23 protein-coding genes are annotated in these 26,990 nt (G+C 59.0%); 16 read left to right on the top strand and 7 right to left on the bottom strand.

What is annotated here, in order from left to right; translation table 11 throughout:
* The first annotated feature begins 30 nt into the window (after window positions 1–30).
* From F8N43_RS15515 to rarD, 3 genes are all read left to right on the top strand, one after another.
* The gene (locus F8N43_RS15515; RefSeq protein WP_150653998.1) at window positions 31–1,932 is read left to right on the top strand and encodes a PhoX family protein; all 1,902 of its coding nucleotides are present in this window, start codon (window positions 31–33) and stop codon (window positions 1,930–1,932) included.
* 182 nt (window positions 1,933–2,114) lie between these two features.
* Window positions 2,115–3,089, top strand: coding sequence for a serine/threonine protein kinase (locus F8N43_RS15510; RefSeq protein ID WP_150633709.1), 975 nt, complete (start codon window positions 2,115–2,117; stop codon window positions 3,087–3,089).
* A gap of 207 nt (window positions 3,090–3,296) precedes the next feature.
* The gene (gene rarD / locus F8N43_RS15505) at window positions 3,297–4,184 is read left to right on the top strand and encodes an EamA family transporter RarD (protein ID WP_150653997.1); all 888 of its coding nucleotides are present in this window, start codon (window positions 3,297–3,299) and stop codon (window positions 4,182–4,184) included.
* A gap of 215 nt (window positions 4,185–4,399) precedes the next feature.
* Here the strand turns inward: rarD and F8N43_RS15500 are convergent, their stop codons facing one another.
* On the bottom strand, window positions 4,400–4,918 hold the full coding sequence (locus F8N43_RS15500; RefSeq protein WP_150633711.1) for a glycine cleavage system protein R: 519 nt from the start codon (window positions 4,916–4,918) through the stop codon (window positions 4,400–4,402).
* Between the two features lie 569 nt (window positions 4,919–5,487).
* Here F8N43_RS15500 and F8N43_RS15495 point away from each other — a divergent pair.
* A complete protein-coding gene (locus tag F8N43_RS15495; protein WP_150639114.1) occupies window positions 5,488–7,665 on the top strand; it encodes a malate synthase G in 2,178 nt (725 codons plus the stop codon).
* Between the two features lie 190 nt (window positions 7,666–7,855).
* Here F8N43_RS15495 and F8N43_RS15490 read toward each other — a convergent pair whose 3' ends face one another.
* On the bottom strand, window positions 7,856–8,302 hold the full coding sequence (locus F8N43_RS15490) for a response regulator (protein ID WP_150633713.1): 447 nt from the start codon (window positions 8,300–8,302) through the stop codon (window positions 7,856–7,858).
* Between the two features lie 254 nt (window positions 8,303–8,556).
* Between F8N43_RS15490 and F8N43_RS15485 the strand changes: the two genes are divergently transcribed.
* The 9 genes from F8N43_RS15485 (at window position 8,557) to F8N43_RS29880 (ending at window position 18,606) form a co-directional block, all read left to right on the top strand.
* Window positions 8,557–10,497: a putative nucleotidyltransferase substrate binding domain-containing protein gene (locus F8N43_RS15485; RefSeq protein ID WP_150653996.1), complete on the top strand. Its 1,941-nt coding sequence runs from the start codon at window positions 8,557–8,559 to the stop codon at window positions 10,495–10,497.
* Complete coding sequence (locus F8N43_RS15480; protein ID WP_150633715.1) at window positions 10,494–11,201, top strand: PolC-type DNA polymerase III; 708 nt, start codon at window positions 10,494–10,496, stop codon at window positions 11,199–11,201. Before F8N43_RS15485 ends, F8N43_RS15480 begins: the two co-directional genes overlap by 4 nt.
* Before the next feature lie 245 nt (window positions 11,202–11,446).
* Window positions 11,447–11,965: an RNA polymerase sigma factor gene (locus tag F8N43_RS15475; RefSeq protein WP_150639113.1), complete on the top strand. Its 519-nt coding sequence runs from the start codon at window positions 11,447–11,449 to the stop codon at window positions 11,963–11,965.
* Entirely contained in the window at window positions 11,962–12,933 is a 972-nt protein-coding gene (locus F8N43_RS15470) for a FecR domain-containing protein (protein ID WP_150639112.1), read from the top strand. Before F8N43_RS15475 ends, F8N43_RS15470 begins: the two co-directional genes overlap by 4 nt.
* 160 nt (window positions 12,934–13,093) lie before the next feature.
* Window positions 13,094–15,538 carry a TonB-dependent siderophore receptor gene (locus tag F8N43_RS15465; RefSeq protein WP_150639111.1) on the top strand — a complete coding sequence of 815 codons (2,445 nt, stop codon included), beginning with the start codon at window positions 13,094–13,096 and terminating at the stop codon, window positions 15,536–15,538.
* A gap of 72 nt (window positions 15,539–15,610) precedes the next feature.
* Window positions 15,611–16,741, top strand: a complete 1,131-nt coding sequence (locus F8N43_RS15460) for a PepSY-associated TM helix domain-containing protein (RefSeq protein ID WP_150639110.1) — start codon at window positions 15,611–15,613, stop codon at window positions 16,739–16,741.
* Window positions 16,738–16,917, top strand: coding sequence for a hypothetical protein (locus tag F8N43_RS15455; protein ID WP_150633720.1), 180 nt, complete (start codon window positions 16,738–16,740; stop codon window positions 16,915–16,917). Before F8N43_RS15460 ends, F8N43_RS15455 begins: the two co-directional genes overlap by 4 nt.
* A gap of 178 nt (window positions 16,918–17,095) precedes the next feature.
* Complete coding sequence (locus F8N43_RS15445; protein ID WP_150639108.1) at window positions 17,096–17,725, top strand: glutathione S-transferase; 630 nt, start codon at window positions 17,096–17,098, stop codon at window positions 17,723–17,725.
* 104 nt (window positions 17,726–17,829) lie between these two features.
* Window positions 17,830–18,606, top strand: a complete 777-nt coding sequence (locus F8N43_RS29880; RefSeq protein ID WP_412071771.1) for an RHS repeat-associated core domain-containing protein — start codon at window positions 17,830–17,832, stop codon at window positions 18,604–18,606.
* A gap of 216 nt (window positions 18,607–18,822) precedes the next feature.
* On the opposite strand, the gene creD is transcribed toward F8N43_RS29880, so the two are convergent.
* The 3 genes from creD to creB form a co-directional block, all read right to left on the bottom strand.
* Entirely contained in the window at window positions 18,823–20,193 is a 1,371-nt protein-coding gene (creD, locus tag F8N43_RS15435; RefSeq protein WP_150653995.1) for a cell envelope integrity protein CreD, read from the bottom strand.
* A gap of 174 nt (window positions 20,194–20,367) precedes the next feature.
* Complete coding sequence (creC, locus tag F8N43_RS15430) at window positions 20,368–21,786, bottom strand: two-component system sensor histidine kinase CreC (RefSeq protein WP_150653994.1); 1,419 nt, start codon at window positions 21,784–21,786, stop codon at window positions 20,368–20,370.
* The gene (gene creB / locus F8N43_RS15425; protein ID WP_150634792.1) at window positions 21,786–22,466 is read right to left on the bottom strand and encodes a two-component system response regulator CreB; all 681 of its coding nucleotides are present in this window, start codon (window positions 22,464–22,466) and stop codon (window positions 21,786–21,788) included. The genes creC and creB overlap by 1 nt, the downstream gene beginning before the upstream one ends.
* A 168-nt stretch (window positions 22,467–22,634) precedes the next feature.
* Between creB and F8N43_RS15420 the strand changes: the two genes are divergently transcribed.
* Window positions 22,635–23,492, top strand: a complete 858-nt coding sequence (locus F8N43_RS15420) for an RHS repeat-associated core domain-containing protein (RefSeq protein ID WP_150634791.1) — start codon at window positions 22,635–22,637, stop codon at window positions 23,490–23,492.
* A 79-nt stretch (window positions 23,493–23,571) separates the two neighbouring features.
* Window positions 23,572–24,390, top strand: coding sequence for an RHS repeat-associated core domain-containing protein (locus tag F8N43_RS15415; protein ID WP_150639104.1), 819 nt, complete (start codon window positions 23,572–23,574; stop codon window positions 24,388–24,390).
* Between the two features lie 62 nt (window positions 24,391–24,452).
* Here F8N43_RS15415 and F8N43_RS15410 read toward each other — a convergent pair whose 3' ends face one another.
* Entirely contained in the window at window positions 24,453–24,956 is a 504-nt protein-coding gene (locus F8N43_RS15410; protein ID WP_017341175.1) for an ATP-dependent zinc protease, read from the bottom strand.
* 311 nt (window positions 24,957–25,267) lie between these two features.
* On the opposite strand from F8N43_RS15410, the gene F8N43_RS15405 reads away from it, so the two are divergent.
* The gene (locus tag F8N43_RS15405; protein WP_150634802.1) at window positions 25,268–26,155 is read left to right on the top strand and encodes an acyltransferase; all 888 of its coding nucleotides are present in this window, start codon (window positions 25,268–25,270) and stop codon (window positions 26,153–26,155) included.
* A 1-nt stretch (window position 26,156) separates the two neighbouring features.
* Here the strand turns inward: F8N43_RS15405 and F8N43_RS15400 are convergent, their stop codons facing one another.
* Window positions 26,157–26,705, bottom strand: a complete 549-nt coding sequence (locus F8N43_RS15400) for a DUF2780 domain-containing protein (protein ID WP_150634803.1) — start codon at window positions 26,703–26,705, stop codon at window positions 26,157–26,159.
* Window positions 26,706–26,990 lie beyond the last annotated feature (285 nt).

The raw sequence follows: 26,990 nt of genomic DNA, 5'->3' as shown, positions 1-26,990 counted from the left end.
GTGACTGCAAAAACCCGCAGGGAGCCTGATGTGAGCCTATTAGAAGACAACCAAAACACCGACCTCGAGAACATGGTCGGCCTGAGCCGTCGCGGCTTCATCAGCGCGGGCGCCCTGTGCGGTGCCGCGATGTTCCTCGGCGGTAACCTGCTGAGCCGCAGTGTGCTCGCCGCGAGTGTCAGCGCCGGCACCAGCAAACTGCTGGGTTTTGACAGCATCGCTGCGGCCACCAACGACGCCATCACCCTGCCACCGGGGTACAAATCTTCGGTGCTGATCAGCTGGGGCCAGCCGCTGCAAAAGAACGGCCCGGCATTTGACCCGAGCGGTAACGGCAGCGCAGAGCAGCAGGAAGTCCAGTTTGGCGACAACAACGACGGCATGAGCCTGTTCGAGTTTCCCGGTGAAAAAGACCGGGCGCTGATGGCGATCAACAACGAATACACCAACTACCGCTACCTCTACCCGCATGGCGGCATGCCGCAATCGAAGGAAGAAGTGCGCAAGGCGCTGGCCTGCGAAGGCGTGTCGGTGATCGAAGTGCAGCGCAAGAACGGCCAATGGCAATTCGTCCAGGGCTCGCGCTACAACCGGCGCATTCACGGCAATGCACCGATCAGCCTGAGCGGCCCGGCCGCCGGCCACGCGCTGGTAAAAACCAGCGCCGACCCGCACGGCAAGAACGTGCTCGGCACCTTCCAGAACTGCGCCAACGGCAAGACGCCGTGGGGCACCTACCTGACCTGTGAAGAGAACTTCACCGACTGTTTCGGCAGCAGCAATGCCGAGCAGAAATTCGATGCAGCGCAAAAACGCTATGGCGCGGTGGCGGCCAGTAAAGAAATCAACTGGCATCAACACGACGAACGCTTCGACCTGGCGAAAAACCCCAACGAACTCAACCGTCACGGTTGGGTGGTGGAAATCGACCCGTTCGATCCGCAATCGACACCGGTCAAGCGCACCGCGCTGGGCCGTTTCAAACATGAAAACGCGGCCCTGGCCGAAACCCGTGACGGCCACGCCGTGGTGTACATGGGCGACGACGAGCGCGGTGAATTCATCTACAAATTCGTCAGCCGCGACAAGATCAACCACAAGAACCCGAAAGCCAATCGCGACTTGCTGGACCACGGCACCTTGTACGTGGCGCGTTTCGACGCGGGCGACGGCAATGCCGATCACCCAAAAGGCCAGGGCGAGTGGATCGAGCTGACCCACGGCAAAAACGGCATCGACGCCAGCAGCGGTTTTGCCGATCAGGCCGAAGTGCTGATTCATGCGCGCCTCGCGGCCACGGTGGTGAAAGCAACGCGCATGGACCGTCCGGAATGGATCGTCGTCAGCCCCATGGATGGCCAGGTCTATTGCACACTGACCAACAACGCCAAGCGCGGTGAAGACGGTCAACCGGTAGGCGGGCCCAACCCGCGCGAGAAGAACGTGTACGGGCAGATTCTGCGCTGGCGCACCGACCGTGATGATCACGGGTCGAAAAGCTTTGCCTGGGATCTGTTTGTGGTCGCCGGCAACCCGGGTGTCCACGCCGGAACGCCAAAGGGCGGTTCGTCGAACATCACGCCGCAAAACATGTTCAACAGCCCGGACGGCCTGGGTTTCGACAAGGCAGGACGGTTGTGGATCCTGACCGATGGCGATTCGAGCAATGCCGGTGATTTCGCCGGTATGGGCAACAACCAGATGCTCTGCGCCGACCCGGTGACCGGGGAGATTCGTCGGTTCATGGTCGGGCCGATTGGTTGCGAGGTGACAGGGATCAGCTTCTCGCCGGATCAGAAGACCTTGTTTGTCGGGATTCAGCATCCAGGGGAAAACGGTGGCTCGACGTTCCCTGAGCATTTGCCGAATGGCAAGCCGCGGTCTTCGGTGATGGCGATTTCCCGTGAGGATGGCGGGATCGTCGGCGCCTGACCGGGCCCTATCGCTAGCAGGCTAGCTCCCACAGGGGACTTGCGGAGTGTCGCAGATCCAGTGTGGGAGCTAGCCTGCCAGCGATGGCAACACCACTCATCTCAAGCCTTAACACTAAAGTAAGCCCGTCTGCGCTACCATGCTTGGCCGGACGCGGCAGCCTGCTGCGCGCAGGAGTCAGCATGGCCCACCCGTTTGCAACCCTCACCCCAGACCTCGTGCTCGATGCCGTCGAAAGCATCGGCTTTCTCAGCGACGCGCGCATTCTGGCGCTCAACAGCTACGAGAACCGCGTCTATCAGGTCGGCATCGAAGACTCCGAACCGCTGATCGCCAAGTTCTACCGGCCGCAGCGCTGGACCAACGAAGCGATTCTCGAAGAACACCAGTTCACCTTCGAACTCGCCGAGTGCGACGTGCCGGTGGTGGCGCCGATGATTCACAACGGTGCCAGCCTGCACGAACACAACGGTTTCCGTTTCACCCTGTTCCCCCGCCGTGGCGGCCGTGCGCCGGAGCCGGGCAATCTCGATCAGTTGTATCGGCTGGGCCAACTGCTTGGACGCCTGCATGCCGTCGGCGCCACCAAACCGTTCGAACACCGTGAAGCCTTGGGCGTGAAGAACTTCGGTCACGATTCACTGACGACACTGCTCGAAGGCAATTTCATCCCCAAAAGCCTGTTGCCGGCCTACGAGTCCGTGGCCCGCGACCTGCTCAAGCGTGTGGAAGACGTTTACAACGTCACGCCGCACCAGAACATCCGCATGCACGGCGATTGCCACCCCGGCAACATGATGTGCCGCGACGAGATGTTCCACATCGTCGACCTCGACGACTGCCGCATGGGCCCGGCAGTGCAGGACATCTGGATGATGCTCGCCGGTGACCGTCAGGAATGTCTGGGCCAGTTGTCAGAATTGATGGACGGCTACAACGAGTTTCACGATTTCGACCCGCGGGAACTGGCGCTGATCGAACCACTGCGCGCATTGCGCCTGATGCATTACAGCGCATGGCTCGCGCGCCGCTGGGACGACCCGGCGTTCCCGCATAGTTTTCCGTGGTTTGGCACCGAACGGTATTGGGGCGATCAGGTGTTGGCGTTGCGTGAGCAACTCGCCGCCCTCAACGAAGAACCCCTCAAACTCTTCTGACACACCGAAAATCCCTGTGGGAGCTAGCCTGCTAGCGATGACGGCAGCACATGCAACACCGATGCAAGCTGATACACCGCCATCGCGAGCAAGCTCGCTCCCACAGGTCATGTGTTCACAATTGCCCGACGTATTCGGGCGGGACATTCGTAGACAAATCTCCTTACAATCCCCTTCTTTAGTTAGCTGCCTAAGCAAGGATTCTGCATGCAAGCCGCCAACCCGCGTCGCGGGTACATCCTGGGCCTGAGTGCCTACATCATCTGGGGCCTGTTCCCGATCTACTTCAAAGCCATCGCCAACGTGCCCGCCGTGGAGATCATCATCCATCGCGTGCTCTGGTCTGCGCTGTTCGGCGCGTTGCTGCTGATGGTGTGGAAGCATCCGGGCTGGTGGCGCGAGTTGCGTGACAACCCGAAACGCCTGGCGATCCTGGCCCTGAGTGGCACGCTGATCGCGGCCAACTGGCTGACCTACGTCTGGTCGGTGAACAACGGGCGCATGCTCGAAGCGAGCCTCGGTTACTACATCAACCCGCTGGTGAACGTGTTGTTGGGGATGTTGATCCTCGGCGAACGGTTGCGGCGCATGCAGTGGATCGCCGTAGGTTTTGCGGCGGTTGGCGTTGCGCAACAGGTGTGGCAAGTCGGCAGTCTGCCGTGGGTGTCGCTGGTGCTGGCGCTGACGTTCGGCTTCTACGGTTTGATCCGCAAGCAAGCGCCGGTCAAAGCGCTACCGGGTCTGGTGGTGGAAACCTGGATGCTGGTGCCGATTGCCATTGCCTGGCTGCTGTTCAATCAGACGGCCACAAGCGCCCAGCCCGAGTTCTGGACCACGTCCCAAGCCTGGTGGCTGGTCGCCGCCGGACCGGTAACGCTGGTGCCGTTGGTGTGTTTTAACGCTGCCGCACGGCATTTGCCCTACACGACATTAGGATTTCTCCAGTACCTGGCACCGACATTGGTGCTGTTGCAAGCCGTCCTGCTGTTTGGCGAGCACCTATCGTCCAGCACGCTGGTCGCCTTCATCTTTATCTGGGCGGGTCTGGCGATTTACAGCGTCGACGCGTGGATAAGTCTGCGTCGCCGAAGCTGATCAAAAAACGTACAAACCTCTACAGGCCACGCCTCTCGTGGCCTGCATCGATCCGTCCCAAGGTTATCCACAGTGTGATCCCCGGTGTTTGTGCGCAACCTGTTGAAACTGATGGTTTTTTGATCAGATCTTGAAGAAGCCCGGCCGGCGTGGGCTGGCGGGCTGTCTCTACAGGTTATCCACAGGCAGGTGCACGTATAACTTGGATAACCCTGTCAGGGGTCGCTGCGCAACACCAATTCCACCATCAAATCGTCAGCCAGGGTTTCCAGGCGCGACTGCAGAACGTCCAGCGACAAGGTCAGCGGCACGGCGAGAATCGCTTCGGCGTGGAACAACGGCTCGCTGCTCATTGGCGCCGGACGCACTTCGGTGACCAGTCGTTCCAGATTGACCCCCTGCTCACTCAACAGACGCGTGATGTCGCGAACGATGCCCGGACGATCATTGCCAACCAATTCCATGGCTATCGGCTTCCAGGTGCAGGCCTGTTCGATGCCGCTTTCGGCAATCAGCACGCGAATGCCGTGGGCGGACAACGCCTGTAAGGCATCGACCAATTCGTCGTAGGCCTCGGCCGGCACGCCCACCCGAAGAATCCCGGCAAACTGCCCAGCCATGCGTGACATGCGGCTCTCCAGCCAATTGCCGCCGTGCTCGGCAATGCACTGGGCGATGCGCTCGACCTGCCCAGGCTTGTCCGGTGCGAAAACTGTGAGTACGAGGTGGTCCATGGCGCAGCCCTCTGGTCATGACTTTTGTTATAGAGAGGCAAGTATAGGCAACGGTTGAGCGATGCTTTGGGCAGACCCGGATTCAATGTCGTCCGGACTGGCCTCATCGGGGGCAGGCCCGCTCCCACAGGCTATGCACAATCCTGTGGGAGTGGGCTTGCCCGCGATGAATTCACCACCGGAGCCAACACCCGCACACAAATCGTGTACAACTTTATATATTTAACTGGAACAATCTCATACTTTTTTGAGAACATCCCCATCCCCGACGTGACTGCAATGCGTCACGGGGTCGCAGAACGACGTAATTAGTCTGATTTTCACAACCGCAATTCATCATGTAGTATGCCGCAGCGCGCACTACATAACGTTGGATCGATGTCTGCCACAGGCGCGGTCGCAGCCCTGAAAGCCCTATCAGCAAGGCCTCAACGCCGTTGATCGGTTCCATCCCAGCCGCCCGAAATGGCATGTACTGGTGGAAGGGGTTTGTGGTTTAAATAGCCAGAGGCTTCATTGTTAATTTGAAGAGCTGAAAAGCGAAATAGCTGAGCAGAGTGAGGCAAGCAATGACTGAACACGTTCAAGTCGGTGGCCTGCAGGTCGCCAAAGTCCTGTTCGACTTCGTGAACAACGAAGCCATTCCCGGAACCGGCCTCACCGCCGATCAATTCTGGGCCGGTGCCGACAAGGTCATTCACGACCTGGCGCCGAAGAACAAAGCCCTACTCGCCAAACGCGATGATTTCCAGGCTCGTATCGATGGCTGGCACCAATCCCGTGCCGGTCAGGCGCACGACGCCGTGGCTTATAAAGCCTTCTTGCAAGACATCGGTTATCTGCTGCCAGAAGCGGCCGATTTCCAGGCAACGACGCAAAACGTCGATGACGAAATCGCCCGCATGGCCGGCCCGCAGCTCGTGGTGCCGGTGATGAATGCGCGTTTCGCGCTCAATGCTTCGAACGCCCGCTGGGGTTCGCTGTACGACGCGCTCTACGGCACCGACGCGATCAGCGAAGCTGACGGCGCGGAAAAAGGCAAAGGCTACAACAAGGTTCGCGGCGACAAGGTGATTGCCTTCGCCCGCGCCTTCCTCGACGAAGCCGCGCCATTGGCTGCCGGCTCCCACGTCGACTCCACCAGCTACAAAATCGTTGACGGCAAACTGGTGGTCGCCCTCAAAGGTGGCAGCAACAGCGGCCTGCGTAACGGCGCTCAGTTGATCGGTTTCCACGGCGATGCCGCTGCACCGACCGCGATCCTGCTGAAGAACAACGGCCTGCACTTCGAAATCCAGGTCGACGCCAGCACCCCGGTCGGCCAGACCGACGCTGCCGGTGTCAAAGACATCCTGATGGAAGCCGCACTCACCACCATCATGGACTGCGAAGACTCCGTCGCCGCCGTCGATGCCGATGACAAAGTGGTGATCTACCGCAACTGGCTCGGCCTGATGAAGGGCGACCTGTCGGAAGAAGTTTCCAAGGGCGGCAAGACCTTTACCCGCACCATGAACGCTGATCGCACTTACACCGGCGTCGATGGCAAGGAACTGAGCCTGCACGGTCGTTCGCTGTTGTTCGTGCGCAACGTCGGTCACCTGATGACCATCGACGCGATCCTCGACAAAGACGGCAACGAAGTACCGGAAGGCATTCTTGACGGTTTGCTGACCAGCCTCGCGGCGATCCACAGCCTCAACGGCACCAGCTCGCGCAAGAACAGCCGTACCGGCTCGGTCTACATCGTGAAGCCGAAGATGCACGGTCCGGAAGAAGCCGCGTTCACCAACGAGTTGTTCGGTCGCATCGAAGAGGTGCTGAACCTGCCGCGCAACACCCTGAAAGTCGGGATCATGGACGAGGAGCGCCGCACCACGGTCAACCTCAAGGCCTGCATCAAGGCCGCCAGCGAGCGCGTGGTGTTTATCAACACCGGTTTCCTCGACCGCACGGGCGATGAAATCCATACCTCCATGGAAGCCGGCCCGATGGTGCGCAAGGCCGACATGAAGGCTGAAAAGTGGATTGGCGCCTACGAGAACTGGAACGTCGATATCGGTTTGAGCACCGGCCTGCAAGGTCGTGCGCAAATCGGTAAAGGCATGTGGGCCATGCCTGACCTGATGGCAGCGATGCTGGAACAGAAAATCGCTCACCCGCTGGCCGGTGCCAATACCGCTTGGGTTCCTTCGCCGACCGCCGCTGCGCTGCACGCGCTGCACTACCACAAGGTCGACGTGTTCGCCCGTCAGGCTGAACTGGCCAAACGTGCGCGCGCCTCGGTGGACGACATCCTGACCATCCCGCTGGCGGTAAACCCGCAGTGGACCGCAGAACAGATCAAGAACGAACTGGACAACAACGCCCAGGGCATTCTCGGTTACGTGGTGCGCTGGATCGATCAGGGCGTGGGCTGCTCGAAGGTGCCGGACATCAACGACATCGGCCTGATGGAAGACCGTGCCACGCTGCGGATTTCCAGCCAGCACATCGCCAACTGGCTGCGCCACGGTATCGTCACCGAAGCGCAAGTGATGGAAAGCCTCAAGCGCATGGCGCCGGTGGTTGACCGTCAGAACGCCAATGACGCGCTGTACCGTCCGCTGGCACCGAACTTCGACAGCAACATCGCCTTCCAGGCGGCGGTCGAACTGGTGGTTGAAGGCACCCAACAGCCGAACGGCTACACCGAGCCGGTTCTGCACCGTCGTCGTCGCGAGTTCAAGGCTGCCAATGGCCTGTAACTGAGCGTTGATACCGGAAATGAAAAAGCCCTGATCGAAAGATCAGGGCTTTTTGTTTGCGAATGCAGTCCCCTGTGGGAGCGAGCCTGCTCGCGATAGCGGTGGGTCAGTCAACATTGATGCTGAGTCTTGCCGCCATCGCGAGCAGGCTCGCTCCCACAGGGAATGTGTAGAGCCGACAGGTTGTTAGTTAAGGCTCCATCCCCAACTCATGCTTAACCAGCCCCAGCAGTTTCACGGTATCAACCGGCTTGAGCAGAAAGTCCACCACGCTCAAATGTATGGCCGCAATCGCGTCCTTCACGTCGGCATCGCCGGAAACGATGATGATCGGCATCGCTGCCCGAACCGACTCACGCACTTGGCGGATCAACTCCAGGCCATCGACATGCCCCATCCGCAGATCAGTAATCACCAGGCCGATCGAGGGTTTCTCTTCCAGCATCTTTAGCGCGGTTTCGCCGCTGGCGGCGGTCAGGCAGCGGATGCCATCCAGCCCCAGAATTTCCGAGAGCAGCTCCCGGGCGTCCTTGTCATCATCGACAATCAGCACGCGCTGCGGCGGCAAGTCGGGTTCCAGCATGACTGCACTCAGCGCCTCGCGCTCGGCGTCACTCAAAATATCGTGGTCGGACATGGCTTACTCTACGTTTTCATTTCTATTTCCTAGCACATCCGTCAGACATCGCTAAGTGGCGCAACAATGTGCACTTCGTCGGATTTATTTCCTATAGGGGAAAGGATAGGTTCTTCCCAAAATTGCGTAGGGTATTTCCGAAATTTCATCTCCGGCAGGGCTGACCTAGACTTACGTCCAATGGGCACCCTGCGCGCAGGGGCCGACCATGACTGAGTCATCCGACCACAACAATTCATAAAAAGACTGCGGTAATGGTTATGAGTAAAGCGGACGCCTTCACACAGGCAGGGAAAACCGCGGTGTTGCAGAACATCCAGGGCACTTTGCAATTCCTTCAGCGCTTCCCGCCCTTCAATCAAATGGAACACGCTCACCTGGCGTACCTGGTTGAACAATGTCAGCTGCGTTTTTATGGCCCCGGCGAGAGCATCATCAAACCCGCCGATGGCCCGGTTGAGCATTTCTACATCGTCAAACAGGGCCGCGTCGTGGGTGAACGTCCCCACACGGCCAAGGGCGGCACGGAAACCACCTTCGAAATCACCACCGGCGAGTGTTTCCCCCTCGCCGCGCTGCTGGGTGAGCGTGCGACACGCACCGAACACCTGGCCGCCGAAGACACCTTTTGCCTACAGCTGAACAAGCTGGCGTTCATCAAACTGTTCGCACTTTCCAACGCGTTTCGCGACTTCGCCCTACGCGGCGTGAGCAGTTTGCTCGACCAGGTTAACCAGCAAGTCCAGCAAAAAGCCGTGGAAACCCTCGGCACCCAGTACTCGCTGAATACCCGTTTGGGCGAATTGGCCATGCGTCACCCGGTGACCTGCAGCCCGACCACGCCGCTGCGTGAAGCCGTCTCCCTGATGCACGAGCAACAGGTCGGCAGCATTGTGGTGGTCGATGAGCACAAGGCGCCGCTGGGTATTTTCACCCTGCGCGACCTGCGCCACGTGGTGGCCGAAGGCACCAATGACTTCAACGAAGCCATCGAACGGCACATGACCCAGGCACCGTTTTTCCTGACGCCGGACCACAGCGCCTTCGATGCCGCCATTGCCATGACCGAGCGGCATATCGCCCACGTTTGCCTGGTCAAGGACCAGCGCCTGTGTGGCGTGGTCTCGGAACGCGACCTGTTTTCCCTGCAACGGGTCGATCTGGTGCACCTGGCGCGGACCATCCGCAGCGCCCAGAAGGTCGAAAACCTGGTGGCGATGCGCGGCGAGATCGGTCAATTGGTGGAACGCATGTTGGCCCATGGCGCGTCGTCGACCCAGATCACCCACATCATCACCCTGCTCAACGACCACACCGTGTGCCGGGTGATCGAACTGACCCTCGCCGAGAAAGGCGACCCCGGCGTGCCGTTCAGTTGGCTGTGTTTCGGCAGCGAAGGTCGCCGCGAGCAGACGCTGCACACCGATCAGGACAACGGCATTCTGTTCGAAGCGCGGGACGCGGCGCACGCCGCCGAGATTCGCGGCAAGTTGCTGCCCATCGCTCAACAGATCAATCAGAGCCTGGCGCTCTGCGGCTTCACCCTGTGCAAGGGCAACATCATGGCCGGCAACCCCGAGCTGTGTCTGTCCCGGGCCGAGTGGGCGCGGCGTTTTGCGGCGTTTATTAGGGAGGCGACGCCGGAGAACCTGCTGGGTTCGAGCATCTATTTCGACCTGCGCGTGGTCTGGGGCGACGAGCAAGGCTGCGAGCAACTGCGTCGGGGGATTCTCGATCAGGTCGCCGACAACCGGCTGTTCCAGCGAATGATGGCCGAAAACGCCCTGCGCAACCGTCCGCCCGTAGGGCGTTTCCGCGAGTTTGTGCTGGCGCGCAAGAACGGTGAGAAAGCTACGCTGGACCTGAAAGTCCAAGGCTTGACGCCCTTTGTCGACGGCGCCCGATTGCTGGCGTTGGCCCACGGCATCGAGGCGAACAATACGCTGGAGCGCTTCCGCCAATTGGTCGACAAAGAAGTCATCGAACGACTGGACGGTGCGGCGTACGAAGAGGCGTATCACTTCATCCAGCAAACCCGCATGCAGCAACATCAGCTACAGACCCGGGAGAATTTGCCCTACTCCAACCGGGTCGATCCCGACAGCCTCAATCATCTGGACCGACGCATCCTGCGTGAATCCCTGCGTCAGGCCCAACGCCTGCAAAGCAGCCTGACCCTGCGGTATCAGCTATGAGCCTGTTTTCATGGCTGCGCCCGGCGGGACCGATGCTGTCCGTAGAATTGCAACAACGCCTGCAACGCTTGCAGGCGGGTGCCGAGCTCAGAGAATGCAGCCTGCGCGAACAGCGCTGGGTGGTGCTGGACCTGGAAACCACCGGGTTGAATATGAACAAGGATCGGGTGCTGTCCATCGGCGCGGTGGTGATTGAAGACGGGGCAATCGACTTCAGCCAGCAGTTCGAACGCACCCTTCAATGCACGGATATGAAATTGGCGCCCAGTGTGTTGATCCATGGCTTGGGCCCCAGCGCGATCGCTGCCGGCAGTGATCCGGCGCAAGCACTGCTCGAGTTCATGGAGTTTGTAGGCGACAGTCCGGTGCTGGCGTTTCATGCGCCGTTTGATCAGCACATGCTCGGCCGCGCACTGAAAGATCATCTGGGCTACAAGTTGCAGCATCCGTTTCTGGATGTGGCGGATATCGCGCCCATGCTCTGCCCTCAGGCGCACATTCGCGAGGCGGGGCTGGATGAGTGGATCGACTGGTTCAAGCTCGAGGTGTTCGAGCGTCACAACGCCAGTGCCGATGCGCTGGCGACTGCCGAACTCGCGTTGATCCTGTTCAGCCGCGCACGCCAACAACAGATTGATAGCCCATTGAATCTGCAGCAGCGGTTGAGCCAGTGGAAACGCAGGCAGCGAACGCCTTCCTTCTAAATTTGATGCGCCTGTCCCGGCGCCATCGCTGGCAAGCCAGCTCCCACAAGGTTTGTGTTGCCTGCCCATTCCGTGAACGACACAAGGTCCTGTGGGAGCTGGCTTGCCAGCGATGAACGATGACTCGGTTTAACAGCCCCCCCGTCATAAACCACCTGACCAGTGGCCAATTGCTTACCTTCCCCGCCTCTGCCACAATCGCGAACAATTCTCGTTAGTTAATACTTCCCAATCGGTGATGCTGCGTGTCGTCAGTCCAAAGCCCCCACAGTGAGCTCGTCGGTGCGTTATATCGCGACCACCGCAGTTGGCTATTGGCCTGGCTTCGACGCAATATCGCCTGCCCGCAACGGGCCGAAGACCTGAGCCAGGACACCTTCGTGCGCTTGCTGGGCCGTGATCAACTGAACGAACCTCGCGAACCTCGGGCGTTTCTGGTGGCGATCGCCAAGGGCCTGCTGTTCGACTACTTCCGCCGCGCTGCGCTGGAACAGGCCTACCTCACCGAATTGATGCTGATCCCCGAAGGCGAGCAGCCGTCGGTGGAAGAACAGCAGATGATCCTCGAAGACCTGAAAAACATCGACCGCCTGCTCGGCAAACTCTCGAGCAAGGCGCGGGCGGCGTTTCTCTACAACCGTCTGGACGGCCTCAGCCACGCGGAAATCGCCCTGCGCCTGGGCGTGTCGGTGCCACGGGTGCGTCAGTATCTGGCGCAAGGCATTCGTCAGTGCTACATCGCGCTGTACGGTGAACCGGTGTGAGCCCGGTCAGTTCCAAACCGGTCTCGGCGCAGGTGCTGGACGCGGCGATTGCCTGGCAATTGTCGCTGGATTCCGGCAACCCGGTGGAGCGCGAAGAGTTCGCCAAATGGCACGCCGCCCACGAAGAACACGCCCGCGCCTGGCGCCAGTTGGGCATGCTCGATCAGCGTTTCAGCGTGGCCAGCGGCCCCGCCCGCACCGCATTGCTGCAATCGCGTGAAAGCATTCGCCGGCGGGTGCGCAAACTCGGCAGTGGCGTGGCCAGCATCGTTGCGGTGATTGGTCTGGCGCTGTTTGCCGGTGATCGTTATTTGCCGGTCGACTATTGGCTGGCGGATCAGCGCACCGCCACTGGCGAGCAACGCACCCTGCGCCTGAGCGACGGCACGCTGATCAACCTCAACACCCACAGCGCCGTGGATGTGCGGTTTGATGAGAAGCAGCGCCGGGTGATTCTTCAGGACGGGGAAATTCTCGTCGAAACCGGTCATGGCGATGCGCGGCCGTTTATCGTCGAAACCCGCGAAGGCAGCATGCGCGCACTCGGCACGCGTTTCCTGGTCAAGCGCGAGGAAGAAGGCACGCGCCTGAGCGTGTTGCAGTCCGCCGTGGCCGCCCACCCGGAGTCGAGCGCTGAAGAACAGATCCTTCGCGAAGGCCAGCAAGTGCTGATGCGCAACAACGGCCTGGGCCCGATCATCGCGCTTAACCTCGGCGCCGATGCCTGGACACGCGGCATGCTGGTGGTGGACAACGCGCGGCTGGAAGACCTGGTTCACGAGCTCGGTCGTTATCGGCGTGGGCATCTGGGCATTGCGCCAGAGGTTGCCGACCTGCGGATCACCGGCAGTTTCCCGTTGCACGATACCGATCTGGCGTTGAGCGCCCTGCTGCCGACCTTGCCGGTGCAGATCGAACAGCACACGCAATGGTGGGTGACGGTGGCGAAGGCAGAAGCCAAGCCCTGAGCTGTCGTTGTCTGAGCGGACGCCTTCGACTTGTCCGCGAAGAGGCCTTCGGCCTCACCATAATTGCTGAATCGAAATTATTTTCATCCAGCCCTATCACTTTTGGATTCTCGTCCGGCACCTAGGCAATTGAGAAGTATTCCCTTTCAGGAGCCGCCGTATGTCCCGTTCGCTAGACACCTTGTTGCGCCCCAGTTTGCTGGCGGTCGCCATTGCCCTTTGCACCCCTCTGGCCAGCAGCCCACTGATCGCCGCCGAACAGGCGTCCAGCGTTCGCGCCTACAACCTGCCGGCCGCGCCATTGGCCAGCACGTTGAACCAGATCGCCAGCCAGTCGGGCCTCGCGCTGTCGCTGAATCCGTCGCTGGCGGCGGGCAAGACCTCGGCACCGGTCAATGGCCAGTTCGACGCGGCTGGCGCCTTGCGTGCCGCGTTGCGCGGCACCGGTCTGCAACTGGAACAGAGCAGCACCGGCACCTACAGCCTGGTGGCCATGCCTGAAGGTGTGATGGCGCTGCCGGAAACGGCGATCATCGGCGTTGAAAACACTGAAAGCGCCTGGGGCCCGGTGGAAGGTTACCTGGCCAAGCGCACTGCCGCCGGCACCAAGACCGACACCGCGCTGGTTGAAGCGCCGCGTTCGATTTCGATCGCCACCCGCGAACAAATGGACGACCGCAGCGTGCACAGCCTTGATGACGCCGTGCGCTACATGCCTGGCATCACCGCCAGCAGCTTCGGCAGCGACACCCGTACCGACTGGCTGCGAGTACGTGGTTTTGAACCGACCCAGTTCCTCGACGGCTTGCCGCTGCCGAAAGGCGTGTACGCCAACCCGAAACCGGAAACCTGGAACCTCGACCGCCTCGCCCTGCTGCGCGGCCCGGCTTCATCGGTGTACGGCCAGACACCGCCGGGCGGTTTGCTGGACATGGTCAGCCGTCGTCCCAGCGCCGAGTCGAGCAATGAAATCCAGGTGCAGTACGGCAGCGACAATCACCGCCAGATCAACTTCGCCAGCACCGGCAAGATCGACGACGAAGGCCAGTTCCTCTACGGCGTCAGCGGCGTAGTTCGCGACAGCGGTACGCAGATCGACCACATCGACAACAAGCGCTACAACATTGCGCCGAGCCTGACCTGGAACATCGACGACGACACCAAATTCACCCTGCTCACGCAGTTCACCCGTGACGATACCGGCATCACCAGCCAGTTCCACTCGATCCAGGGCACCAAAATCGACATGCCGTTCGGCGATATTTCCCACCACAAGAACCTGGGAGATCCGAACTACGAGTACTACGACCGCACCTACTACGCACTGGGCTACGCCTTCGAACATCGTCTGAACGATGTCTGGCAGTTCCGTCAGAACCTGCGCTACACCAAGTCCGACCTGTCGTTCCAGGCCATTACCGTCAACAGCTATATTCCCTCGCTCGCCGCTTTCGGTTATGTCGTCGACGATCAGGGCAATACCGGGCGGGGCACGACCAATGTCGAGGAAGACATCAGCCAGTTCGCGGTGGATAACAACTTTCAGGGCGATTTTTCCACGGGTGACGTCCGTCATACCCTGCTGATCGGGTTGGATCACCAGCGCAACAACACCAACTACCTCTCGATCTTCGGGACCGCGCCGGGCATCAACGTCAACACCCCGCAATACGGCCTGCCGATCACTCGCCCACCGCGCTCCGATGCGTTCTATGACCAGGACCAGAAGACCTATCAGACCGGTTTGTACGTCCAGGACCAGATGGCCCTCGACCAATGGCGCCTGACATTGGGCGGCCGTGAAGACTGGGTCCATACCGGCACCAAGTTCTTCAATGATGAGAACGCAACCAACACCGAACGGGACAAGAAATTCAGCGGTAACGCGGCGATCAGCTACGTGTTCGATTCGGGCTTTGTGCCTTATCTTTCCTACGCCGAGTCATTCCAGCCAACCAGCAACGCCGCCGCATCGGCTACCGAATCGTTCAAACCGACCGAAGGCCAGCAATGGGAACTGGGCATCAAGTACCAGCCGCCAGGCAGCAATACATTGCTCAGCGCGGCGGTGTACGACCTGACCCAGAAAAACGTGTCCGTCACCACCACCGTCGGCAACGTGCCGATCACCAGCCAGACCGGGGAAGTGAAAGTCAAAGGCCTGGAGCTGGAAGCGGTCTCCGACGTCACCGACAACCTGAAAATCATCGCCGCCTACACCCTGGCCAAATCCGAAGTGCAGAAAGGCGACTTCAAAGGCAACCGTCTGCAACTGATGCCTAACCAGCAGGCTTCGCTGTGGGCCGATTACACCTGGCACAACGGCGTGCTGGATGGCTTCGGCATTGGCGCCGGCGCCCGTTACACCGGCAATACTTACGGCGACCAAGGCAACACCACGCTGGGCAAGGCTGACGCCTACACCGTGTTCGACGCGGCGGTTCATTACGACCTGGGCCGCCTGGACAACAGCTTGAAAGGTGCCTCGCTGGCCGTGAACGCGACCAACCTGCTCAACAAGGATTACATCTCCACCTGCGACGGCTTCTACTGCTATTACGGCGACCTGCGCAGTGTCGTCGCCAGTGCAACGTACAAGTGGTAAACGCTTGATCTGATACGCCCTGTAACCAGGCCGTCCTTCGTGGACGGCTTTGGTATTTCTGAAGGCTGAAAAATGAAAAGCAAAACAATACGCCGCTGGTCATTCGTCCACACCTGGACCAGCCTGATCTGCACAGTCTTCCTGCTGATGCTGGCACTGACCGGCCTGCCGTTGATCTTCCACCACGAAATCGACCACTTGCTGGGGGATGCCGCCGAGTTGAAGCAACTGCCAGCCGACACCCCGCAGCTGAATTTGCAGCAGCTGGTGCAGGCCGCAGAAAAACATCGTCCCGGCGAAGTCATGCAGTATTTCGGCTTCGACGAAGACGAACCGAACGCCGCCATCGCGATCATGGCGGCCACCGCCGGCACCGAACCGAATTCATCGCACACCTTCATGCTCGACGCCCGCACCGGCGAGGCACTGGAAATGCCGTCGGCCAACGGCGGTTTCATGATGGTCATGCTGCGTCTGCACGTGGACATGTTTGCCGGCCTGCCGGGCAAGCTGCTGCTGGCGTTCATGGGGATTCTGTTTGTGCTGGCGATCGTGTCCGGGACGGTGCTGTACCTGCCGTTCATGCGCAGGCTGAAATTCGCCACCGTACGCCAGGACAAATCCACGCGCCTGCGCTGGCTCGATCTGCACAATCTGATTGGCGTAGTGACCCTGACCTGGGCGCTGGTGGTCGGCGTCACCGGCGTCATCAGTGCCTGCGCCGACTTGCTGATCGCCGCATGGCGCAATGACAGCCTGAGCGCGATGGTCGCGCCGTATCGCGACGCACCAGCGCTGACGCAACTCGCGCCCGCGACCCGATTGCTCGAGATCGCCAAAGAAGTCGCGCCCGGCATGCAGCCAGACTTCATTGCCTTCCCCGGCACGCGGTTTTCCAGTGAGCATCACTACGCGGTGTTCATGAAAGGCAGCACGCACCTGACGTCGCACTTGCTCACGCCGGTACTGATCGATGCCAGCACCTTGCAAGTCACCGCCGTGGCCGAACGGCCGTGGTACATGGACGCCATGGGCATGTCGCAGCCGCTGCACTTCGGTGATTACGGCGGCATGCCGATGAAAATCCTCTGGGCGACGCTGGATGTGCTGACCATCATCGTGCTCGGCAGCGGTGTTTATTTGTGGGTGGTGCGGCGCAAAGCGGCAAAACCCGTACTGGAGAAAGCGGAGAGCGTGGCATGAAACCCCGACAGTCAAACTTCTGGAAGGTCTTCGCCACGCCCACCGTCATCGCCCTGCTCAGTGCCGCCGGGCTGTTCTCGGCCTTGCTGGGGGATGGCGTTTGGGATGCCCTGAGCTGGCTTGGATTAGGCATTCCAGCAGTCCTCGCCTTACGCGGCCTCCTGCAACACCACTAAACCCTGTGGGAGCGAGCTTGCTCGCGATGAGGCCGTGACAGTCAACATTAATGTTGCTTGACCCTCCGCTATCGCGAGCAAGCTCGCCCCCACAGGGGATTTGTTGCTTTTTATGGATCTTGAGCTGTCGGCCCAACACGCTATGCTGCCGACACTGTCCACCGACCGAGACGCTGCCATGTCCGCCCCGAGCATGACCCTCTATCACAACCCGTTGTCGCCCTTCGTTCGCAAAGTCATGGTGCTGCTGCACGAAACCGGTCAGCAAGACCGCGTCGCCCTGCAAAACTGTGTGCTCACGCCAGTCGACCCGGATGTGACCCTGATCGACGACAACCCGCTGAGCAAGATCCCGGCCTTGCGCCTGGCCGACGGCAACGTCATCCACGACAGCCGGGTGATTCTCGATTACCTCGACCACCAACACGTCGGCAACCCGCTGATCCCCCGTGAAGGCTCGGCCCGCTGGCGTCGCCTGACCCTGGCCTCCCTGGCCGACGGGATCATGGACGCTGCGGTGCTGGTTCGCTATGAAGTCGCCCTGCGCGCCCCGGAAAAACACTGGGACGCATGGCTCGACGGCCAGCGCGACAAGATCCGCCGCGCCTTGGCGTTGCTGGAAGCGGAGGCGATTGCCGAGCTGACCAGCCATTTCGATGTGGCGGCGATCAGCGTGGCATGTGCGTTGGGCTACGTGGATTTGCGTCATCCGGACCTGGCATGGCGCGAGGCAAATCCGCTGCTGGCGGCGTGGTATTTCGAGGTCAGTCAGCGACCTTCGATGCTGGCGACAATGCCCAAGGTTTGACGCTAACGGCGCCAGCACCCTATCAGTTCTGATAGTGGGCAAACGCTGAAAAAACTCCGATGCTAAGGGTTCAGCTCCATCGACCTCGCTCGGAGTTACAGCCAATGCCTGTGCATTCACGCAAGACAATCCTGCTGGCAACCGATCAACAGCGCTCGGTGTTGAGCGCCCTCGACGAGCACCCGCCTCGTTCCATCGCTTACACACCGTACGGTCATCCCACACGGGAAAATGGCTTGCTCAGCCTGCTGGGGTTTAACGGCGAACTGCCGGACCCGCTGACCGGGTGTTATCACTTGGGCAAGGGGTATCGGCAGTTCAATCCGGTGTTGATGCGGTTTAACAGTCCGGACAGTTGGAGTCCGTTTGGGGAGGGTGGGTTGAATGCGTATGGGTATTGTGGGGGGGATCCGAGAAACTGGAAAGATCCGACCGGTCACGTTAAGAATCCTTTTAAAGGATTATTAAATATGATGGGCAGGCAGCGAAGCCTGCTCAGCGACGAAATAAAGCGCGTACCCAAAACCATAAAAAAAATCGACGACGCACTCGCCCTGGAACAAGATAGACTATCAAAACTTCAAAATGCGGATAGGAACTTGGTCGCGGACTATATAAATGAATTGCCTTCATATGGACGCAGTGAATACTTGCCATCATATGGCGCTACCGTAGAAATAAATACTACTCCCAACCCAAACTACTTAGACTGGATAAAAGCAGAGACGCAATCAAACATTAAAAATCTTACGCATCACAGAACCGAAAAATTAGTTTATCTGGAAGATCTGAAATATCATAAAAAACATCCAGAAGTAGGGCGTTTGATCGAAAGAAGAGACTCATTAACTCAACGCGACGCAATCAGAAATAGCATGTGATAAGGGGACCGGGATAATGGGACAGATGCATTTAAGCTTAACAACTTAAAAAATCCGTCCTCTTATCCAAATAAATCTGCCTCCCTTACCCCCTTACCCCCTTACCCGATACTTTCTCGTCAATTGCGGACAGATGGGAATATTCAAATAGTGAGTTGATGTATTTAGTCAACTCATTAACCCAGCGCTGATCCTCCCGCAACCCCAACGACCGGCTCATTCCACCACCCCGATATCAAATTCCAGCGGCTGGGCCGTCTTCTGCCCAACCCCATACCAATCCAGCTTGCGCGTCAGCACCATAAACACACCCAGCAGCCCGAACAGTAACAACGACCCCATCAACAACGCGTAATCCTCGGCACTCAACAAGCCATAAAGCAGCCCATACAACGCCGCCAATCCTGCCGAAAAACTCAACCCGTGGCGTACGCTGCGCAGCACATGGCAGACATAAAAACCGATCAACAACACACAACCACTGGCCGACAACAGATACGCCAGGGCGAAGCCGATGTGTTCAGAAAACGACAGCAACAGCAGGTAGAAAAACGCGAGTGCCACGCCCACCAACGCATATTGCACCGGGTGCACTGCCAGACTTTTGAGCACTTCGAAGAGGAAGAAACCTGCGAACGTCAGGACGATGAACAGCAGTGCGTATTTGATCGCACGGTCGCTCTTCAGGTATTGGTCGACGGGGTCGATGAAGCTCACGCCGAAGCTGCGGGAATTGAACGCATCGCAAACACCGCTGGATACGCAACTGCTCAGCGCTTCTTGCAGGTTGGTGGAGAAAAATGAAGTCTGCCAGTTTGCGCTGAAGCCTTGATCGGTGACTTCGCGCTGGGCCGGCAGGAAGTTGCCGATGAAGCTCGGATGCGGCCAATTGGCGCTCAGCGATACCTTGCTGGTCTTGCCCACCGGGAGGATCTGCAGCTGGCCAGTGCCTTGCAACCGCAGGTCGAAACCGAAGGCCAGTTCCGTGGCTCGTTGTGCATCGAGCGCCGGCAGCGTCACATGCACCCCCTCCCCCAACCAGCCCACCTGGCTACCGGGAACGAAGTCCAGGCGATCTCCGCTGAGTTCAAGTTTCAGCGCATTCTCGATACCCCGAATGTCGCTGATGCCGACGGCCAGAAACGGTTGATCAAACTGGTAGTCAGCGAAATTTTCCTTGATGCCCAGTTGCGCCGGAACCGAAAAATGCCCGGTGATGCGGTTATCGGCATGGAACAGCCGCGCTTGATAGATGCCTCGGGAACGCAGCTCGGTCTGGACCTGACCGTCGAGTTCGAAGTGCTCCGGCAGGAAATACAGACGACCGCGCTCTTCACCAATGTCTTGGTACCGTTCGTTGGTTTTTTCGTTGAGCTTCCAGGTGCGCACCACTTTGCGGTACGGCACTACCATCAGCGGGCCGCTGAGTTGCTGGCTGTAACTGGAACTGCGGGCGATGTCTTCCAGTACGCCGTCGCGCAGTTGCTGGCGGTCCTGGATGACGCCGTTGATCATCAACAGCGGGATCAGCAGCAACAGGATCAGCAGGGCAATAGCCCCGAGTTTCAGGGTCAGATTTCGGTTCATGGGACTCTCCTTGTTTGGATGGGGAGAGTCTGGGTGCGGTGTGTGTGGGTTTTATGGGGGGAGTGTGGAGAGTGTGTGGAGACTGGGCCGGCCCCTCGCGAGGAAGCTCGCGCCTACAGGTTCAACGCAAGTCCATGTGGGAGCGAGCCTGCTCGCGATTGGCCGCGACCCGGTTTAAGGCAAGCGCAAAGTCACTGCAACCCCGCCCTCGACATTGCCGATGCTCAATGTCCCACCGTGCAACTTCACCACTTCCTCAACAAAGTTAAGCCCCAACCCGGTGCTCTTGCGCCCGCTGTCCGGACGCGGCAAGGAATAGAAGCGCTCACTCAATCGCGGCAACGCGTAGTCGGGAATCGCTTCGGCCTGGTTGAACAGTCGACATTCAATCTGCTCGCCTACCTTCTCGGCGCTGAATCGCAGCACGCCCGTTGCAGGCGTGAAATCCAGCGCATTCTCCAGCAGGTTGGCCAGCGCCTGACGCAGCAGGAACGGCTCGCCGGTAATCGCCAACTCCACTGGAATCATTTGCTCCATTCGCAATTTCTTGCCTTCGATTCGCGCAGCCTGCGCGCTCAGCAACTCATCCACCAAACCCGCCAGCGGCACGCTGATCCGCTCTTCCAGGCCTTGACGCTGTTCAACCTGCGCCAGGTTCAGCAACCGTTCGATCAATTGCTGCATCCGCACGCTTTCACTGTCGATATTGCTGACGAATCGCTGCCGCTGGGCCAATGGCATCTCGCCTTGCAGCAATTCCGCCGCACCGCGAATCGCCGCCAACGGGCTTTTCAATTCATGGGTCAGGGTGTGCACGTAACGCTCGACGTAGGCTTTGCCCTCCAGTTGCGTGCGCATGTGCTCGACCGCCGAGGCCAGTTGCTCCAGCTCCCCGCCTCGATAATGCGGCACCTCGACCCGACGGCCTTCGCTCACTGCCTGGGCATAAGCGGTCAACCGTCGCAGGGCGGCGCTCAACCACCAGGACAATAGCGCGCCGAACAGCAGGCCAAGACCTATCAAACCGGCGCCGTAGGCAAGCAATCGGCGCTCGGTGCGATCCACGTAAGGCTGCAACGAGCTGTTGGGTTTGGCCACGGTGACCACGCCAATGATCTGGCCGTTATCGCGGATCGGCGCGCCGACGTGCATCACCGAAGAGTTCGCATCGTTCGCATCGCTGCGACTGGACCGAGCGCCGTACTCTCCGCGCAGGGTCAGCAAAACATCGTTCCACCGCGAGTAGTCCTGCCCCACCGCAACACCACTGGAATCCAGCACGACAATGCCTTTCGCGTCGGTAACGTAGATACGGTGGTTGACCTGGTTTTTCGGCAGCCCCCAGATATTCGCCTTGGGCTGCCGCTCACCGTAGGCCTTGAGCAGTTCGGGCCAGCGGTTCTGATTGAGCGTTCCGGCCTTGAAGTCATCACGCAAGATCTCGGCCATCAGGTTCGCGGTGTCGACCAGGGTTTCTTCAGTGGACTGGCGCACCCCAGGGCGGATTTCCTCCATCACGGTGTTCAGCACGAAGTAGCCGGTCAGGCCGATGAACAGCACGTAGACCAGGAAAATCCGGATTCCCAGCGGCATCAGCTGTGCCCCGGGCTGTAGCTGTAACCAAGGCCGCGATGGGTCTGGATCGGTTCTGCATCGGCCTTCACCAGACGCAATTTGGCGCGCACGCTCTTGATGTGACTGTCGATGCTGCGTTCATAACCGGCATCCGCCGCAACCCCCAACGCGTCGAGCAATTGCTCGCGGCTGAAGACGCGCTCGGGTTGCTCGATCAGGCATTGCAGCAGGCGGAATTCGTGGCGGGTGAGATTCAAAGCCTGATTGCGATAGCTGATTTGCACGCGTTCGTTGTCGATGCGAAATAACAACGAAGCCTCTTCGGACGATGCTCGCGGGACCATACGCTTGAGAATCGCCCGGACGCGCGCCGCCACTTCCCGTGGGCTGAAGGGCTTGACGACGTAATCATCGGCGCCAATTTCCAGCCCCACCACGCGGTCGATTTCGGCATCGCGGGCACTGAGGAAAATCACCGGTACTTCACTGAAACGCCGCAACTGCTTGCAGGTTTCGAAGCCACTGATGTCCGGCAGGCCGATGTCCAGAATGATCAGATCGGCCGGTGTCAGGCGCTGATGCTCGAGCGCGGCAGCGCCCAGGCTCAACCAGGTGGTGGTGAACCCTTCGCCCTGCAAGGCAAAAATCAGGGTATCGGCAATCGCCGCTTCGTCTTCGACAATCAGGATATGAGGCATGGCGTCCGAGCCCGTAGTTAAGTGGGCGAACGGTGAACCAAGGTTGATTCGACGTCAATCGGCAGTCGGGTTTGTCGATCCGGGCCTAGCAGTTCTGATAGTAGGCAAACACTGAAAAAGCTCCGATGCTGGAGACCGGTTTTATGGACCTTGCACGGAGCTCCGCCCATGCCTACGCATTCACGCAAAACCACTCTGCTGGCAACCGATCAACAACACTCGGTGCTGAGCGCCCTCGATGCGGGTCAATCTCACGCCATCGCCTATTCACCCTACGGTTATCGCCCACCGGAAAACGGCTTGCTCAGTTTGCTCGGGTTTAACGGCGAACTGCCGGACTCGCTGACCGGGCATTATCATTTGGGCAAAGGGTACCGGCAGTTCAATCCGGTGTTGATGCGGTTTAACAGCCCGGACAGTTGGAGTCCGTTTGGGGAGGGTGGGTTTAATGCTTATGCTTACTGTGTAGGGAATCCTGTAAATACGGCTGATTCGACAGGGCACACTCTGGAGTTTCTGAAGCCTATTCTGAGAAAGGTGGGACTCATGGATCCTGCCATCATCAAGCAGACGCAACAAAAACATCTAGCGACAGCTCAGACGAACTCGCTAAAAAACATACACGAAATATTTACATCAGGAGAAACACCAAGAAACATATATACGACGCAATTGGAAGCAGACAAATATCGCCGAATTCATAGCGCGGCTGTGTCAAACAATCCAGAGTTTTCAAAAAACATGTCGATGACGTTAACCCCGCCTGAATTTAAAAAAACCATTAACGCTCGTCAGAAATATTCTTATGAAGTGATGGAGCATGTCTCAAACACACCACCCTCCACTCTACTTGAGCGATCCCAAAAAGTTACTTTCTCGGATCAACCACCGGCAGTCCACGAAATAGAAAGGCTTGTGCCAACCCCGCCTAACGGATGGCGAAGAGTAAAAGATATTGTACTGCCAAAGCGGTCGACTTTGTGGAGTCGACGCATTCGACAGCCAGATATGTCGGACCAGACCTAGTAGTTCTGATAGTAGGCAAACACTGAAAAAGCTCCGATGCTGGAGACCGGTTTTATGGACCTTGCACGGAACTCAGCCCATGCCTACGCATTCACGCAAAACCACTCTGCTGGCAACCGATCAACACCACTCGGTGCTGAACGCCCTCGATGCGGATCGATCTCACGCCATCGCCTATTCACCCTACGGTTATCGCCCACGGGAAAACGGCTTGCTGAGTTTGCTCGGGTTTAACGGCGAACTGCCGGACCCGCTGACCGGGCATTATCATTTAGGCAAGGGGTATCGGCAGTTCAACCCGGCGTTGATGCGGTTTAACAGCCCGGACAGTTGGAGTCCGTTTGGGGCGGGTGGGGTGAATTCGTATGGGTATTGCGGCGGTGATCCAATCGACTGTGTGGATCCATCAGGCCATGCTTCACAGTTTTTTCTCGCTATCAGAAATTTTCTTAGATCGCTCAGACGACCATCAACTGTCGAACCTATTCTCAGCTCCCCAAGGGCTGAAACTACCCTCCAGATATCTGCGGGTAACCCTTCACTGCCGTCCCCCGCCCAAGGTATGCGACCTGGTAATCGCAATCCTTTGGCGAATCCAGAGGTAAATACACCCATAGCCGCCACGCATACTTCCACATCGCGCGTGTCAGTCAAAACAGATGAGGGGGTTGATCGCGCCAGCTTTCCGCCGTCCTACTTTCCGCGTCCTGACTCACCACCACCGATCTATCGTTCAAATTCACTCACTCGAACGCCTAACACGCCAAGAGAAATGCCGCCCTCTTACGAACATGCGGCACGAGATCCCCACTTTGATGTAAGGGTCATCACCGTCAGAGGTAGCGGGTTTCTGAAGAGTGCTTATCTCTCGGCAGTTATCCGCAAAGGCGCCAGGTGACACCATTCAGTCCGCTCGGCATGCGACATTTCACGCTCTGCTCAGGCAGTAACAACACCCAATCAGCAATCAGGTTTATCTGCCGTAAACCGCCGAGCCGGATTCACCGCAGCGCCGAATTCACGCAAGGCTTTGGCGCCGATCAACAAAGGGTAGTTAAAGCTGCTGCGGTCGGTCAGGTTGACCTCGACCGTGCGCTTGACGTTGCCCAGGCACAACTCCAGATCGACCACCGGACGCTTGGTGGGCGCCGCGGCATCTTCATCCTCGTCTTCTTCGGAGCGGGTCTTGATCTTGCTGATCCGCGCGACCTTGTGCTCGTAGACCTTGTTGCTCGCATCTTTGGTAGCGAGGCGGAAACGCACCCATTCATCGCCGTCGCGGGTGAACGTTTCGATGTCCTTGGCCGACAGCGATGCGGTCAGGGCGCCGGTGTCCATTTTGGCCTTGAGGACTTCGCCGCCAATTTCCGGTAGCGCGATGTATTCGTAGCGCCCGTACAGGGTCGGCTCGGCGGCCAGGACCGGCAGGGCCACGAGGGAAAGCAATGCGAGGAGGGATTTCACGTGATGGATGTCCTTGGGAGAGGGGCAGCGGAATTTTAGACCGTCAGTGAGCCATTCGTTCGTTCTTGAGATTGCATCGCGGGCAAGCCCGCTCCCACAGGGTTTTGTGTCGCATCGCAATTCTGTGAGCGATACAAAACCCTGTGGGAGCGTGGCTTGCCCGCGAAGAGGCCAGAACAGTCACTGGAGCAATTTGATCTGAATGGCCTCGAAATATACCGAGACAAAGGTGAAACATTCGTCACCACCGATTTGGCCTGTCGCCCGAAGCTGCTTATCATGGCGCGCCCAAACGCTTTCAAGAGTTACTTATGCGCCGCCTGCTCACCGGCTGTTTCGTTACCCTGCTGCTGTTGCTCAATACCCTGGTTCTGTTCGGGCCGCTAATGGTGTTTGCCCTGCTCAAACTGGTCCTGCCCGGTCGCTTGCGCGATTACGCATCAAATGCGGTGATGTGGATCGCCGAGACCTGGGCCGAAATCGACAAGCTGATCTTCCGCCTGTGCATCCCCACGCAATGGGACATTCGCGGCGGCGCTGACCTGCGGGTTGACACCTCCTATCTGGTGATCAGCAACCATCAGTCGTGGGTGGATATCCCGGCGTTGATCCATACCCTCAACCGGCGCACGCCGTTCTTCAAATTCTTTCTCAAGAAAGAACTGATCTGGGTGCCTTTCCTCGGTTTGGCATGGTGGGCGCTGGATTACCCGTTCATGAAGCGCTACACCAAAGCGTTTCTGGCGAAGAACCCGACGCTTGCCGGCAAGGATCTGGAAATCACCAAAGCCGCGTGCGAACTGTTCAAGCGCCAGCCAGTGACGGTGGTCAATTACCTGGAAGGCACCCGGTTCACGGCGGCGAAAAGCACTCAGCAGCAATCACCGTTCACCCATTTGCTCAAGCCCAAGGCCGGCGGCGTGGCGTTTGTGCTGGCGGCGTTGGGTGAACAGCTGGACGCCATTCTCGATGTGACGGTGGTGTATCCGCAGCAGAAGATTCCGGGTTTTTGGGATTTGATCAGCGGCAACGTGCCGAGGGTCATCATCGACATCAACACCCGCGAACTCGACCCCGCGTTGTGGCAGGGCGATTACGAGAACGATCCGGTGTTTCGCGAAACGGTCCAGAACTGGGTCAATCAGCTCTGGATCGAGAAGGACCGACGCATCGACGCCTTGCGCGCCGAGCGCCGCTGAATCAGCTGCCGGCGCCCCAGATTCCGCCCAGGTTCTGCAGCAGCGAACCGCCGACGCCCTGCTGACCGAGGTATTGCAGAATCAGCGGGGCAAACTGACCGATCATGCCGCTGTCCATGCCCAACGCGCTGAACGCATTGTTCAGGTCGTTGGTGTCCTTGACGTTACCCAAGGCGTTGTCCAGACCAGCCGCCTTGCCGGATGAACCGAGCAAACCGGCGAGGGCACCCAGCTCTCCCCCGCCAGACAGCGCGTCGATGCCCGGTACGTTTTTGGCCAGTTCCGAATAGTCGGTCGAACTCAATTGATTCTTCGCCAGACCGAGCATCGCGCCGGTGCCGCCAACGGCTTGTTGTGGTGTCACGTTCAACTGGCTGAGCACACCCAGCAAACCGGCAGTCTGCGACGTCGGCGCAGCCGCTGTGGCGGCGTTATCGCCCTTCATGCCCGAGATGGCATTGGCCGCATCGCTCAGGTTGAACTGGGCAAAGACCGGGCTGGCCGCCAGGGTCATGAGCGATGCCAGTGCAAAACCGCGTGAAATCCTCATCCAGACATCCTCTTGTGCCATGAAAACCGCCCAGCAATGGGCGGAAAAATCTGCCGTTTTGACTCGGCTTCTGCCGGCATGTTCCTCAGGCGTGCAGCCATTTTTATCTCGCTCACGTAGATAAAACGTGAAAGACCGGATGCCGCGCGATGAATGGCACGGCGGCTTGCCGACTGGGCCGGTGCTGTATCAATGGGCGTTGGCGGTGCTCTGAAACAAATTCGACACCGCGACTGTCCGGCGGCCCTATCAGTTCTGATAGTAGCCAACCTTGCCCGATTCCCC

The sequence above is a fragment of the Pseudomonas fluorescens genome, from assembly GCF_902498065.1.
GTDB lineage: Bacteria > Pseudomonadota > Gammaproteobacteria > Pseudomonadales > Pseudomonadaceae > Aquipseudomonas > Aquipseudomonas fluorescens_BJ.
The sequence above is the reverse complement of the archived record's forward strand: the minus strand, read 5'-3'. Positions and strand labels throughout refer to the sequence as shown.

Coding starts and splice junctions, on each gene's coding strand:
- F8N43_RS15510 (WP_150633709.1), top strand. CDS start 2,115: ATGGCCCACCCGTTTGCAACCCTCACCCCAGACCTCGTGCTCGATGCC.
- rarD (WP_150653997.1), top strand. CDS start 3,297: ATGCAAGCCGCCAACCCGCGTCGCGGGTACATCCTGGGCCTGAGTGCC.
- F8N43_RS15500 (WP_150633711.1), bottom strand. CDS start 4,918: ATGGACCACCTCGTACTCACAGTTTTCGCACCGGACAAGCCTGGGCAG.
- F8N43_RS15495 (WP_150639114.1), top strand. CDS start 5,488: ATGACTGAACACGTTCAAGTCGGTGGCCTGCAGGTCGCCAAAGTCCTG.
- F8N43_RS15490 (WP_150633713.1), bottom strand. CDS start 8,302: ATGTCCGACCACGATATTTTGAGTGACGCCGAGCGCGAGGCGCTGAGT.
- F8N43_RS15485 (WP_150653996.1), top strand. CDS start 8,557: ATGGTTATGAGTAAAGCGGACGCCTTCACACAGGCAGGGAAAACCGCG.
- F8N43_RS15480 (WP_150633715.1), top strand. CDS start 10,494: ATGAGCCTGTTTTCATGGCTGCGCCCGGCGGGACCGATGCTGTCCGTA.
- F8N43_RS15465 (WP_150639111.1), top strand. CDS start 13,094: ATGTCCCGTTCGCTAGACACCTTGTTGCGCCCCAGTTTGCTGGCGGTC.
- F8N43_RS15460 (WP_150639110.1), top strand. CDS start 15,611: ATGAAAAGCAAAACAATACGCCGCTGGTCATTCGTCCACACCTGGACC.
- F8N43_RS15455 (WP_150633720.1), top strand. CDS start 16,738: ATGAAACCCCGACAGTCAAACTTCTGGAAGGTCTTCGCCACGCCCACC.
- F8N43_RS15445 (WP_150639108.1), top strand. CDS start 17,096: ATGTCCGCCCCGAGCATGACCCTCTATCACAACCCGTTGTCGCCCTTC.
- F8N43_RS29880 (WP_412071771.1), top strand. CDS start 17,830: ATGCCTGTGCATTCACGCAAGACAATCCTGCTGGCAACCGATCAACAG.
- creD (WP_150653995.1), bottom strand. CDS start 20,193: ATGAACCGAAATCTGACCCTGAAACTCGGGGCTATTGCCCTGCTGATC.
- creC (WP_150653994.1), bottom strand. CDS start 21,786: ATGCCGCTGGGAATCCGGATTTTCCTGGTCTACGTGCTGTTCATCGGC.
- creB (WP_150634792.1), bottom strand. CDS start 22,466: ATGCCTCATATCCTGATTGTCGAAGACGAAGCGGCGATTGCCGATACC.
- F8N43_RS15420 (WP_150634791.1), top strand. CDS start 22,635: ATGCCTACGCATTCACGCAAAACCACTCTGCTGGCAACCGATCAACAA.
- F8N43_RS15415 (WP_150639104.1), top strand. CDS start 23,572: ATGCCTACGCATTCACGCAAAACCACTCTGCTGGCAACCGATCAACAC.
- F8N43_RS15405 (WP_150634802.1), top strand. CDS start 25,268: ATGCGCCGCCTGCTCACCGGCTGTTTCGTTACCCTGCTGCTGTTGCTC.
- F8N43_RS15400 (WP_150634803.1), bottom strand. CDS start 26,705: ATGAGGATTTCACGCGGTTTTGCACTGGCATCGCTCATGACCCTGGCG.